Origin of the sequence: Noviherbaspirillum sp. (assembly GCF_035944575.1) — a bacterium.
In the GTDB taxonomy this organism is placed as follows: Bacteria; Pseudomonadota; Gammaproteobacteria; order Burkholderiales; family Burkholderiaceae_D; genus Noviherbaspirillum.
Genome location: NZ_DASZBA010000082.1, coordinates 19,134 through 32,216, shown reverse-complemented (window position 1 = coordinate 32,216; position 13,083 = coordinate 19,134). Strand labels below are relative to the sequence as shown.

13 protein-coding genes are annotated in these 13,083 nt (G+C 61.4%); all 13 read left to right on the top strand.

Annotated elements, in window-relative coordinates; all coding sequences use genetic code 11:
* On the top strand, positions 1–439 hold a 439-nt coding region (locus VGU61_RS04810; RefSeq protein WP_326857963.1), incomplete at its 5' end, for a methyl-accepting chemotaxis protein.
* Between the two features lie 234 nt (positions 440–673).
* Complete coding sequence (locus VGU61_RS04805) at positions 674–1,585, top strand: CheR family methyltransferase (protein ID WP_326857962.1); 912 nt, start codon at positions 674–676, stop codon at positions 1,583–1,585.
* Entirely contained in the window at positions 1,582–2,190 is a 609-nt protein-coding gene (cheD, locus tag VGU61_RS04800) for a chemoreceptor glutamine deamidase CheD (RefSeq protein ID WP_326857961.1), read from the top strand. Before VGU61_RS04805 ends, cheD begins: the two co-directional genes overlap by 4 nt.
* A gap of 39 nt (positions 2,191–2,229) precedes the next feature.
* Positions 2,230–3,303 (top strand): chemotaxis response regulator protein-glutamate methylesterase, encoded by a 1,074-nt coding sequence (locus VGU61_RS04795; RefSeq protein ID WP_326857960.1) that lies wholly within the window; start codon positions 2,230–2,232, stop codon positions 3,301–3,303.
* A 219-nt stretch (positions 3,304–3,522) separates the two neighbouring features.
* Positions 3,523–3,921: a chemotaxis response regulator CheY gene (cheY, locus tag VGU61_RS04790; protein ID WP_326508092.1), complete on the top strand. Its 399-nt coding sequence runs from the start codon at positions 3,523–3,525 to the stop codon at positions 3,919–3,921.
* 122 nt (positions 3,922–4,043) lie between these two features.
* Positions 4,044–5,258 carry an EAL and HDOD domain-containing protein gene (locus VGU61_RS04785; RefSeq protein WP_326857959.1) on the top strand — a complete coding sequence of 405 codons (1,215 nt, stop codon included), beginning with the start codon at positions 4,044–4,046 and terminating at the stop codon, positions 5,256–5,258.
* A 135-nt stretch (positions 5,259–5,393) separates the two neighbouring features.
* A complete protein-coding gene (gene flhB / locus VGU61_RS04780; RefSeq protein WP_326857958.1) occupies positions 5,394–6,563 on the top strand; it encodes a flagellar biosynthesis protein FlhB in 1,170 nt (389 codons plus the stop codon).
* Positions 6,560–8,647: a flagellar biosynthesis protein FlhA gene (gene flhA / locus VGU61_RS04775; RefSeq protein WP_326857957.1), complete on the top strand. Its 2,088-nt coding sequence runs from the start codon at positions 6,560–6,562 to the stop codon at positions 8,645–8,647. Before flhB ends, flhA begins: the two co-directional genes overlap by 4 nt.
* Positions 8,644–9,930 (top strand): flagellar biosynthesis protein FlhF, encoded by a 1,287-nt coding sequence (gene flhF, locus VGU61_RS04770; RefSeq protein WP_326857956.1) that lies wholly within the window; start codon positions 8,644–8,646, stop codon positions 9,928–9,930. The genes flhA and flhF overlap by 4 nt, the downstream gene beginning before the upstream one ends.
* Positions 9,923–10,771 (top strand): antiactivator of flagellar biosynthesis FleN protein, encoded by an 849-nt coding sequence (locus VGU61_RS04765; protein WP_326857955.1) that lies wholly within the window; start codon positions 9,923–9,925, stop codon positions 10,769–10,771. The genes flhF and VGU61_RS04765 overlap by 8 nt, the downstream gene beginning before the upstream one ends.
* Positions 10,772–10,774: 3 nt before the next feature.
* Complete coding sequence (locus VGU61_RS04760) at positions 10,775–11,515, top strand: RNA polymerase sigma factor FliA (RefSeq protein ID WP_326857954.1); 741 nt, start codon at positions 10,775–10,777, stop codon at positions 11,513–11,515.
* Positions 11,497–12,234, top strand: coding sequence for a flagellar motor protein (locus tag VGU61_RS04755; RefSeq protein WP_326857953.1), 738 nt, complete (start codon positions 11,497–11,499; stop codon positions 12,232–12,234). Before VGU61_RS04760 ends, VGU61_RS04755 begins: the two co-directional genes overlap by 19 nt.
* Positions 12,235–12,243: 9 nt before the next feature.
* On the top strand, positions 12,244–13,023 hold the full coding sequence (gene motD / locus VGU61_RS04750; protein ID WP_326857952.1) for a flagellar motor protein MotD: 780 nt from the start codon (positions 12,244–12,246) through the stop codon (positions 13,021–13,023).
* Positions 13,024–13,083: the final 60 nt, after the last annotated feature.

Here is a 13,083-nt window from a genome sequence, read left to right as displayed (position 1 = left end):
GCTGGTGGACGAGGCTGGCGCGACCATGAACGAGATCGTCACGTCGGTCAAGCATGTTGCCGACATCATGAGCGAAATCACCGCCGCCAGCGAAGAACAGAGCAGCGGTATCGAACAGATCAATCAGGCGATCAGCCAGATCGATGAGATGACGCAGCAGAATGCGGCATTGGTGGAGCAGGCTGCTGCGGCGGCACAAAGCATGCAGAACCACGCCAGCGCGCTGGCGGAAGCAGTGGCCGTATTCAAACTTTCGAACTTGCCGGCGGCAAAAAGAATGGCCACACCCGATCCTAAGGCATCATTGCCGACAAAACCGGCCCAGGCCGTGACCGCCACGACCTCCGCTGCACCGGCGCGTGCATTGAAAGTCCAGCCGGATATGCAGCCACGCGCACAACCGGTACCGTCTCCAGGCGGGGATTGGGAGGAGTTTTGATGGGTCGGTTGGCGTCAAGGCATTTTGTTTGAACGTGTTAACAGATACGGGAATGGCTCTTTGTTCGACTTATCGACGACAGAGGTACGGCGGTATGGTTAGCACAGCGGCAGTGCATTCTTTTGAAATTTCCGACTTGCGCGTGCGCGACGACAGAAGGGACGAAACGATGATTGCGGACGCCGCCGGCGCGGCGTTTTACGCCGCTGGTTTATATGAAAGAAACGCAGCGTGGTGACTGCAACAAAACTAAACAGGCCGGACTCCAGCAAGGAGTTTGAATTCACTTCGCGCGATTTCGAACGTGTGCGGACCCTGATCTACCGGAACGCCGGAATCGCACTGTCCGAGAGCAAGCAGGAAATGGTCTACAGCCGACTGGCGAGACGCCTGCGCGCAACCGGCATCCAGTCCTTCCAGCAATATCTGGATGAATTGGAAAGTCGTCCGGATCATGCCGAGTGGGAGGCCTTCACCAACGCGCTGACGACCAACCTGACCTCTTTTTTCCGCGAGGCGCATCATTTTCCCCTGCTGGCCGACCATGCCATGCGAAAACGAGAACCAATGTCGGTGTGGTGCTCTGCAAGTTCCACCGGCGAGGAACCGTACTCCATCGCGATCACCTTGTGCGAGGCCTTTGGCAGCCTGACGCCGCCGGTCCAGATTGTCGCCACCGACATCGATACCAATGTTTTGGCAACGGCGGCCAATGGCGTATATCCGCTGGAACGGGTGGAGAAGCTGTCGCCCGAGCGGATGAAGCGCTTTTTCCTGCGCGGCAAAGGTCGGCAGGAAGGGATGGTCAGAGTCAGGCAGGAGCTGCGGCAATTGATCACCTTCCAGCAACTCAACCTGCTGGCCGACAAATGGCCGGTTACCGGACCCTTCGATGCGATCTTCTGCCGCAATGTGATGATCTATTTTGACAAGCCGACACAGGGGAAGATCCTGTCCCGGTTTGCGCCGCTGATGAAGCCCGACGCATTGCTGTTCGCCGGGCATTCGGAAAATTTTCTCTATGTGTCCGATGCCTTCAAGCTCAGGGGCAAGACCGTATATGAGCTGTCTTCCCATCGCGGAAGCACTTCTGCTACACCCGGCGTGGCCGGGGCAACCCGAAATGCCATGAGAAGCATGATATGAGAGACGGAATTGAAGAACAGTTCGCGACTAATGTCTATTACGATCGGACGTTTGATTGCGATGCGGCGAAAATACTGCCAGGCGAGTACTACTATACATGCAAGGACATGCTCATCGTGACCGTGCTCGGCTCCTGCGTCTCGGCTTGCATCCGGGACCGGGTCTCGGGCATTGGTGGCATGAATCACTTCATGCTTCCCGATGGCAGCTCGGACGCGGATAGTCCGGTTTCGGCATCGATGCGCTACGGTACTTATGCGATGGAGGTACTGATCAACGATCTGCTGAAAGCCGGCGCAAGACGGGAAAACCTGGAGGCGAAAGTCTTTGGCGGAGGTAATGTGCTGCGCGGATTCGTCGCCATCAACGTCGGCGAGCGCAACGCGAACTTCGTGCGCGAATACCTGCGCGCCGAGAATATTCGAACGATAGCCGAGGACCTCAATGACATTTACCCGCGCAAGGTGTACTTCTTTCCGCGCAGCGGCAAGGTGCTGGTCAAGAAGCTCAAGCAGCTCAACAACAATACGCTTGTCAATCGCGAGCAGGATTATGCGCAACGCCTGCTGTCGACGCCGGTCGCCGGTGCGGTCGAATTGTTCTGATCGTTAGCGTTCAATGCATCGTCACATCCACACATCATCATGAAAACCAAGGTACTGATCGTCGACGACTCGGCGCTGATACGCAGCGTCATGACAGAAATCATTAGCCGACAGCCGGACATGCAGGTGGTCGGCGTCGCGCCCGATCCGATCGTGGCGCGGGAAATGATCAAGCAGACCAATCCCGACGTACTGACGCTGGATGTCGAGATGCCCCGCATGGACGGACTGGACTTTCTGGAAAAGCTGATGCGGCTGAGACCGATGCCGGTTGTCATGGTCTCATCACTGACGGAACGCGGGTCGGAGATCACCCTGCGCGCACTGGAGCTTGGCGCGGTCGACTTCGTCACCAAGCCGAAACTATCGATCCAGAGCGGCATGCAGGAGTATGCCGACACCATTGCCGAGAAGGTGCGCGGCGCGGCAAAGGCGCGCATCCGCGCCCGCACGATCGCGCCGGCTGGCACTCCCACGTCAGGCGGTGCGCTGCCGATGGTCCGCAATCCGCTCATGAGTAGTGAAAAGCTGATCATCATCGGCGCATCGACCGGCGGCACCGAAGCGATCAAGGACTTCCTGATGCAGATGCCGTCGGATTGCCCGGGCATCCTGATCACCCAGCATATGCCGGAAGGATTCACCCGCTCGTTTGCGAAACGGCTGGATAGTCTCTGCAAGATATCCGTGAACGAGGCGGCGGGCGGCGAGCGGGTGTTGCCGGGGCACGCATTCATCGCGCCGGGGCATTCTCACCTGCTGCTGGCGCGCAGCGGTGCCAACTATGTCACCAAACTCGACCAGGGGCCTCCGGTGAACCGCCACCGGCCATCGGTCGACGTGCTGTTCGACTCCGCCGCCGAATGCGCCGGCAAGAACGCGGTAGGCGTGATCCTCACCGGCATGGGCAAGGACGGTGCCGCAGGCATGCTGCGAATGCGCAACGCCGGGGCGCATAATTTTGCGCAGGACGAGGCGAGCTGCGTGGTGTTCGGCATGCCGCGGGAAGCGATCGCCGTCGGCGCGGCTCACGAAGTCGGCGCATTGCAGGCACTGCCGCGCATGGTGCTGGAATACCTCGCGGCGAACAGCAGCCGTGCGCTGCGGGTTTGATGCGGTTGACCGCAATGGTTGCGGAGATTGAACGGTTATCAGAAGATAAACGATGGTGCCTGTTCGTTTTGAGGCGCACACAAAATCGTTGGTTTTCGTCATCCTATGGCTACGATGAGGGATGACAAGGTGCATAATAGCCTGCGGCAGGACCCTCAAGTTTTGGTGTTGAACGGTCGATAAGGCCGATAACAGTTTTAAGAATTATTGGAGTCATTCATGGCTGGTCCGAATACAAAATTCCTGGTAGTAGACGATTTCTCGACGATGCGCCGCATCGTGCGCAACCTGCTCAAGGAGCTTGGCTATACCAATGTCGACGAGGCCGAAGACGGCTCGATGGCACTGTCCAAGCTCAGAAGCGAGCAATTCGACTTCGTCATCTCCGACTGGAACATGCCGGTGATGGATGGACTGACGATGCTGCAGAACATCCGTGCCGACGCCGCGCTGTCCAAGCTGCCGGTGCTGATGGTGACAGCGGAAGCGAAAAAGGAAAACATCATCGCGGCGGCCCAGGCCGGCGCAAACGGCTATGTGGTGAAGCCATTCACCGCCGCCACGCTCGACGAGAAACTGTCGAAGATCTTCGAGAAACTGGAAAAGGTCGGCGCCTGAACCAGTAGTACGCAAGCCGGCCGGGCCCTGCGACAGTCATCCGGGATGGAGCAGGGGGCGTCCGGAATGCAATGTTCACAGCATTTCATCGCCGATCCACCTGTTTAATCAAAGAACACCCTATGCAAGATGAGAATTTCATTGTCCGCGAACCCCTGCTGAATCTGCAGGAAGAGGTGATCGGATACGAACTGTGCTGGCAAAAGAATGCCGATGCCCTGGTGCGCCCGAGCGATGCGGACGCTCAGGAACTGGCATCGTTCGTTTCGGATTTGGCGAGTGCGGGCGATGGCGGCACGCTGATGGGCAACCACCTGGTGTTCATCGCCGCATCGGCGGCCACGCTGAAGGCGGGTGCGTATGCAAACCTGCCTCCCAAGGGCACGGTAATCGCCGTGCACGGCGACGATCTGGCCGATCCGGACGTGCTTTCCGCAATCAAGGCCCTGCGTGCGGCAGGGTTTGGCGTATCGCTGCGCGGTGCCAAGCTGGCGGGAGTGGACCGCTCGATCCTGACGCAGATGACGCACGTGGAAACGCCGCTCAATGTCGGCAATTTTGTCGCCCATGTGCAGCTCTACCGTTCCCTTGACATCCCCTCTACCCGGATGGTGGCGCGCGGCGTCTCCAGCTGGGAGCAATACGATGTCTGTTCCAAGCTGGGCATCCATGCATTCGTCGGCAAACTGCACCTGACACCGCGCCAGGGCAACGGCATGAAGGAGCTCAACCCGGCCCAGACGATGATCCTGCAGTTGATGGACATGGTGCGGCAGAACGCCGATGTCCGCCAGCTCGAAGGCCTGCTCAAGCGGGACGCCGCATTGTCCTACAAGCTGCTGCGCTACATCAATTCCGCCGGTTTCGGCCTTGGCTGCGAAATCCAGTCGCTCAAGCATGCGGTCACGATGCTCGGTTATACGCCGCTTTACCGCTGGCTGGCGCTCCTGCTGGCGACGGCGTCCACTTCCAGCTATTCGCCGGTCCTGATGGAAACGGCGGTCATTCGCGGCCGCTTCTCCGAACTGCTCGGGCAGACGTTCCTTCCGAAGAATGAGGCGGAAAACCTCTTCGTTGCGGGCATGTTCTCGCTTCTCGACAAGCTGTTCGGCGTGCCGATGGAAGATGTACTCGAAAAAGTGCAGCTGTCCGACGCGGTATCGGAAGCCTTGCTCACCCGCGAAGGCATCTACGGCCCCTTCCTCGCGCTGGCCGAAGCCTCCGAACTCAATACACCCGAAGTCGAGGCGATGGCGACATCCCTCTGCATCAGTCCCAAGCAGGTCAATGAGGCGCACCTGTCCGCCTTGGCCTGGGCGCAAAGTCTCAAGCTGTAACCCTCCCCAAAACCTGCCGCCGATCTGAAAAGCGGCAGGTTTCCATGCCTGTTCCCCCGATCGTATTTGTTGCATTCCGTCAATAATCGTCTCTAATCGGTCCCCATATCGTGGGGATTGCCATGGGAGTCGGCAATGGCCGGAGACAGCGAACTTGAAAAAACCGAACCAGCGTCGCCTAGACGGCTGGAGCAGGCCCGGGAGGAGGGCGATGTACCGCGTTCGCGCGAACTCGCCACCTGCACCGTGCTGCTGGCCGCCGGTTGCGGCCTTTGGTTCACCGGTGAAAGCATGGTGCGCCAGCTCAACCGGATGCTGGCGTCCGGACTGACACTCAACCGTGAGCAGGCTTTCGACTTCAATCTGCTTGTCGCCGGCCTCAGCGTTCATGTCGTTGATCTTCTTGTCGCCTTCGCGCCTCTCGCGGTGCTGCTGATGGTAGTTGCCGCCGCATCGCCTCTGCTGATCGGCGGCTGGCTGTTTTCCGGCAAGGCCCTGATGCCGAAATTCGAACGCCTGAATCCGATCAACGGTCTCGGAAACCTTGTGTCCGCACGGGCAGGTGTCGAACTTCTGAAGGCGATCATCAAGGCGGTCCTTGTCGGTACGGTTTCCTGGTTGGTCGTGTCGAGCCAGATCGATACCATGCTGACGCTCGCGGTCGAACCGCTCGAATCCGGCGGCGCCCATCTCGGCAGGCTGCTGATGGGCGGCTTCATTACCATCGTCGGCGGACTGGTTGTGGTGGCGATGATTGACGCGCCGTACCAGATGTGGAGTTATGCCAAGAAGCTCATGATGACGCGCGAGGAATTGCGCCAGGAAGCGAAGGAATCGGACGGCGATCCGCAGGTCAAGGCGAAAATCCGTTCCATGCAGCGCGAGATGGCGCGGCGCCGGATGATGGCCGACGTGCCGACCGCCGACGTGGTGGTCACCAACCCGACTCACTACGCGGTGGCGCTCAAGTATGCCGACGGCGCAACGGGCGCACCGAAGGTCGTTGCCAAAGGCGCCGACGAAGTCGCAGCGAAAATCCGTGAGCTGGCCGCCGAGCACAAGGTGCCGTTGCTGGAAGCGCCGCCGCTGGCCCGCGCGCTTTATCGCCATACCGAACTGGGCGATGAAATCCCCGAGGCTTTGTATACGGCGGTGGCTGAAGTGCTGGCCTATGTATTCCAATTGCGCGCCTACAACAAGAACGGCGGCGTGCGTCCCGATGTGCCGCGCAAGATCGACGTACCGGCCCAGCTCGATCCACTACTGGCCGGCGCGCCGGCAGCCAATAACGGGATGATGCAATGAACAGCCTGAGAATTCCTGCCTGGCTTACCGGCAGCGCGAGCAAGGCGTTCGCCGCACCGCTGCTGATCGTCATGATGCTGGCGATGATGGTGCTGCCTCTGCCGGCATTCGTGCTCGACATGTTCTTCAGCTTCAATATCGCGCTGTCGGTGATCGTGCTGCTGACCGCGCTCTATACGGTGAAGCCGCTCGATTTCATGGTGTTCCCGACCGTGCTGCTGGTGTCCACCATGCTGCGCCTGTCGCTCAACGTCGCCTCCACCCGCGTGGTGCTGACCGACGGTCATAACGGCCCCGATGCGGCCGGCAAGGTGATCGAAGCATTCGGCCACTTCCTCATCGGCGGCAACTACACCGTCGGTATCGTAGTCTTCGTGATTCTGACGATCATCAACTTCACCGTCGTGACCAAGGGCGCAGGCCGCATCGCCGAAGTGGGCGCCCGATTCGCGCTGGATGCGATGCCCGGCAAGCAGATGGCCATCGACGCCGATCTGAATGCCGGCCTGATCGGCGAGCAGGAAGCCCGTCGCCGCCGTACCGAAGTCGGCCAGGAAGCGGAGTTTTATGGTGCGATGGACGGTGCCAGCAAATATGTGCGAGGCGATGCGATCGCCGGCATCATCGTCACCGTCATCAACGTCATTGGCGGACTGATCGTCGGCATGGTCCAGCATGAAATGGCGTTTGATGCGGCGCTGAAGAACTACACCCTGCTGGCGATCGGCGACGGCCTGGTTGCACAGATTCCGTCGCTGATCATTTCCACCGCTGCCGGCGTGGTGGTGTCGCGCGTCGCCAGCGAGCAGGATATCGGCAGCCAGCTGGTCGGCCAGTTGTTCGCCAAGCCGCAGGTGCTGTACATCACCGCGGCGATCATCGGCGGCATGGGCATGATCCCCGGGATGCCGCATGTGGCATTCCTGTTCCTGGCCGGCGTCATGGCGGGCGGCGCCTATCTGCTGTCGGAGCGTGCAAAGAAGGCGGCGGAAGCACCGCCGCCGGAGCCGGAGGTTGTTGCCGCCACGCCGGAGATGGAAGAGGCGAGCTGGCAGGACATCATGCCGGTCGATATTCTCGGACTGGAAGTCGGTTACCGCTTGATCCCGCTGGTGGACAAGGGCCAGAGCGGCGAGCTGCTGCGCCGGATCAAGGGCATACGCAAGAAATTCGCGCAGGAAGTCGGTTTCCTGTCGCCGCCGGTGCATATCCGCGACAACCTCGAACTCAAGCCGTCCGCCTACCGGATCGCGCTCAAGGGCGTGGAAGTCGGGACCGGCGAAGCTTACCCCGGCCAGTTCCTGGCGATCAATCCGGGCATGGTCACCGGTGCGCTGCCCGGCCCGGTCACCAGCGACCCGGCCTTCGGCCTGCCGGCGGTCTGGATCGACGCAGGGACGCGCGACCAGGCGCAGGCAATGGGATACACCGTAGTCGATGCCGGCACCGTCGTGGCGACGCACCTGAATCACCTGATTACCATGCACGCGGCGGAACTTCTTGGCCGCCAGGAAGTGCAGCAGTTGCTCGACCATCTGACGAAGGAGTCGCCGAAACTGGTGGAGGACCTTGTGCCGAAGATGCTGCCGCTGGCAACACTGCAGAAAGTGCTGCAGAACCTGCTCAGCGAAGGCGTGCATATCCGCGATATGCGCACCATCATCGAAACACTGGCCGAGCACGCGCCGCATCAGCAGGACGCGAACGAATTGACGGCGCTGGTGCGTATTGCCCTTGGACGCGCCATTGTCCAGCAGCTGTTCCCCGGCATGAACGAACTGTCCGTCATCACGCTGGACAACCGGCTCGAGCGGCTCCTGATGCAGGCGATGCAGTCCGGTGGACCGGATGGCGCAGGCATCGAGCCTGGCCTTGCCGACACGATTGCAATGCAGGCGGAGCAGGCGACGCGCCAGCAGGAGCAGATGGGGCTGACACCGGTACTGCTGGTGCCGGGTCCGTTGCGTGCGCTGCTGTCCCGCTTCCTGCGCCGTGCGCTTCCGCAGCTGAAAGTGCTGTCGCACGCGGAACTACCCGATTCGAAAACTATTAGAGTGACAAGCCTGGTTGGAGGGCAAGCATGAACGTAAAGAAATTCTCGGCAAGCACATCGCGCGACGCATGGCGTCAGGTGCGCGAAGCTCTAGGCCCCGACGCGGTGATCCTGTCGAACCGCACGATCAACGGGATGGTCGAGATTCTGGCGCTGGCAAGCGAAGACATGTCTTCGCTCGCGGAGCCGGCGGTGGAAAAGCAAACGCTGTCCAAGTCGACGCTGGCGTCCCTGGCGCCGAAGCCGCGTCCTGAGAGCGATCAGGCGGCCGGTCTTGCGGAAGCGCTGGCGGCCGCGCGCACCCCGCCGCAGGCCCAGGAAACCGCGCCGGCGACCGCATCGGCGGAACTGGCGCAGGTGATGAGCGAAATCCGGTCCATGCGTGGCATGCTGGAATCCCAGCTGACCGAGATCGCCTGGGGCAGCCAGCAGAAGCGCGAGCCGGCCAAGGGCCTGGTCATGCGCGAGATGCTTGCCGCCGGCTTCAGCGCCAGCCTGGCACGTTACCTGGTTGAAAAACTGCCGGCCGGTGAGAAGCCGGAGGGCGCGATGAACTGGATCAAGTCCGTCCTCACCCGCAACCTGGCGGTGGTGGACAACGAAGCGGAGATCATGGGCAAGGGCGGGGTGTTTGCGCTGGTCGGACCGACCGGCGTCGGCAAGACAACCACCACCGCCAAGCTGGCAGCCCGTTGCGTGATGCGCCACGGCGCCGGCAAGCTGGCCCTGATCACCACCGATGGATATCGTATCGGCGGTTATGAACAGCTGCGCATCTACGGCAAGATCCTCGGCGTGATGGTGCATTCGGTGAAGGACGAAACCGATCTGCGCATTGCGCTCGATGAAATGAAAAACAAGCATACCGTGCTGATCGATACGGTCGGCATGGGGCAACGCGACAAGATGGTGGCCGAACAGATCGCGATGTTGTCGGGCGCCGGCACGAAGGTGAAGCGGCTGCTATGCCTGTCGGCCACGTCCTCCGGCGAGACGCTCAATGAAGTGGTGCGCTCCTACCAGGGTTCCGGTTTGGCCGGCTGCATCATGACCAAGCTGGACGAGGCCGCCACCATCGGCAGCCTGCTCGACGTGGCGATCCGCCAGAAACTGAGTCTTTATTATGTCGCCAACGGCCAGCGGGTGCCAGAGGACCTGCACGTCGCGAACCAGCATTACCTTGTGGACCGCGCCTTCAAGCTCAAGCGCGAGACGGCGCCGTTCCTGTTCCAGGAATCGGAACTGCCGCTGGTGATGGCCAATACGGCCCGCTCGATGAATGACAAAGAACTTCGCGAGGTGCGAATTGGCTAACTTTCATACGGATCAGGCAGAAGGACTGCGTCGCATGCTGGCCGGCCCCAGGCCGCGTGTCTTCACCTTCCTGTCGGCGGCGTCCGCCGACGAAAAGAGCGCGATGCTGGTAAATCTCGGCGCGTCGCTGGCGCAGGCAGGCAGCAACGTCCTGCTGTTCGATGCCAGCGCCGGATCCCGGGGCGTCGCCGCGAAGCTCGACGCGGTGCGCAGCGCAACCTTGCTGCAGGTCGCCCAGCAGGAACGGGCACTCGATGAAGCTGTGCAGGCCATGCCGCAAGGCTTCGGCGTGGCGGTGCTGGCGCGCGGCGCGCAGCGTGTCGTTCCCGGCGACGCCGATCAGGCGCGCCGGCTTTCCAATGCATTCAAGCTCCTGACGGCCGGAGGAGACATCCTTCTGGCGGATGCCGAGCTTGACGACGACGGCGGACTGCCGATCGACGCGCTGGCCGACGGCGAAATCGTGGTCCAGGTATCCGCAGGCGCCGCATCGATCAAGGAAGCCTACGCCATCATCAAACGCATCAATGCCCGCTTCGGCCGGCGTCCGTGCGGGGTGCTCGTGACAGGTACGTCCGACGCCGAAGCGAAAGTCGTGTTCGACAATTTGGCGCAGGTAGCGAACCGTTACCTCGCTGTAAAGCTGCACTCGATGGGATCGGTGCCGCCGGACGACCATGTCAAGCGTGCGGCGCGGCTCGGACGCGCGGTCATCGATGCGTTTCCGCTTGCCGGCGCGTCGGTTGCATTCCGCACGCTGGCTGGACGATTTGCCCTTTCCGATGTGCCAGGCATGGGATTACATGGTATATCTGCGAATGGCGCCAACCCGAGAATGTGAATTATGTATACCGTTAGCGGAAAAACGGACAAGACGGACAAGAACGCGCTGCTGACCCAGCACGCGCCTCTGGTCAAGAAACTGGCGCACCAGATGAAGGCCAAGCTGCCGCCCAGTGTCGAAGTCGACGACCTCATCCAGGCCGGCATGATCGGCTTGCTGGATGCGGTCAACCGCTATGAAGAAACCCACGGCGCGCAATTCGAAACCTACGCCGTGCAACGCATTCGCGGCGCGATGCTCGACGAACTGCGCAGCAGCGACTGGCTGCCGCGCAGCTTGCGGCAGAACATGCGCAAGATCGAAGTCGCCATCAACAACCTGCAACAGCGGCTGGGGCGCACGCCCAAGGAAACCGAGATCGCCAAGGAGCTGAAGGTATCGCTGGCGGAGTACCAGGAGCTGCTGTCCGACGGCAGCGGCCACCAGCTGGTGTACTACGAGGATTTTCACGACGGGGAGGGCAACGACCATTTCCTCGACCGCTACTGTGTCGACGAATCCCCCGATCCGCTGCAGGCCCTGGTGAATGGCGGGTTCCGCGAAGCGGTGATTGATGCAATCACCGCGCTGCCGGACCGCGAAAAGATCCTGATGGGCCTGTACTATGAACAGGAAATGAACCTCAAGGAAATCGGGGCCGTCATGGGCGTGTCCGAATCGCGGGTCTGTCAATTGCACAGCCAGGCGATCGCGCGGCTGCGCGCCAAGTTGCGGGAGCAGGCATGGACTGGGCTAGTCTAGCCGGCATCGCGCTCGCACTGGCCGGCGTGCTGTTCGGCCAGATGCTTGAGGGCGGCGACATCTCGTCGCTGCTGCAGCCGGCCGCGTTTTCGGTCGTCATGATCGGCACCGCCGGGGCCGTGCTGCTGCAAAGCGGCATGGCGACGTTCATGCGCGGCATGATGATGCTGCGCTGGATCGTCACGCCGCCGGATGGCGCCAGCACCGTATCCACCGTTGAGATCGCCACCTGGAGCAACACCGCGCGGCGGGAGGGCCTGCTCGGCCTGGAACGCTATCTCGAAAACGTGCGCGATCCATTCACCGCGAAAGGGCTGCGCCTGATCGTGGACGGCATCGATCCCTACAAGGCGCGGGAGATCCTGGACGTCGACATTTCCAGCTACGAACGAAGGGAGCGGCAGGCGGTGAAGGTCTGGGAAGCCGCCGGCGGCTATGCGCCGACCATCGGCATCCTTGGGGCGGTGCTCGGCCTCATCCACGTCATGGAAAACCTCTCCGATCCGTCCAAGCTCGGCGCCGGCATCGCGGTTGCCTTCGTCGCCACCATATACGGCGTCGGCTTCGCCAATCTCGTCTTTCTGCCTATCGCCAACAAGCTCAAGTCCCACATCGTCGAGGAAGTGCGCCGGCGCGAGATGATGGTGGATATCTGCTTCGCCATCGCCACCGGCGAAAACGCGCGCGTCATCGAAGAGCGGATGTCCGCGTACCGATAAAGGCCAGCGATGATTCCCGACCGGCGCCGCAGGGCACGCAAGCGTTTCGAGGAAGAGCCGGACAGTCATGAGCGCTGGATGGTCTCCTATGCCGACTTCATCACGCTGCTGTTCGCCTTTTTCGTCGTGATGTATGCGCTGTCGAGCGTGAACGAAGGGAAGTACAAGATCCTGTCCGGCTCCCTCGTCAGCGCCTTCGGCCGCGCGCAGCCCGCACCGGTAATTACCGGCGAGGCCCAGGTCGTTCCCGGATTGCGGCACGGATCGCAGCAGAAGACGCGCAGCGCCGACTCCTTGCGCCAGGAGAAAGAGCAAATGACCGCCATCGCCCGCGACATCCTTACCGTGCTCTCGCCGCTGGTGGACCAGGGCAAGGTGAGGGTGACCCAGACCAGCCGCGGCGTAAATGTCGAAATCAATGCCAGCGTCCTGTTCGCTCCCGGGGATGCACGTCTTGCGAACGAGACCGTCGGCGCACTGCGCGCCGTCGCGGCGGTACTCAAGACCGATGACCATGCGATCCAGGTCGAAGGACATACCGACAGCCAGCCCATCAGCAATGCGCAGTTTCCGTCGAACTGGGAACTGTCGGCGGTGCGGGCCAGCAGCGTCGTGCGGTTGTTCATCGACAGCGGCGTGGCGGAGAAACGCCTGACGGCAGTCGGGTATGGACCTACCCGGCCGATGGGATCGAACGACACCGCTGACGGCAGGCTGCGCAACCGGCGTGTGTCGGTCATGATTCTGTCGGGTCTTCCGGAAGAAGTGACCGAGTTGCCGGTGATGTAGTTCGACACACTGGGAGCGCAACGCAGTCGAATTGTTCGGCGAGCTTGTGCTTGCGACAAT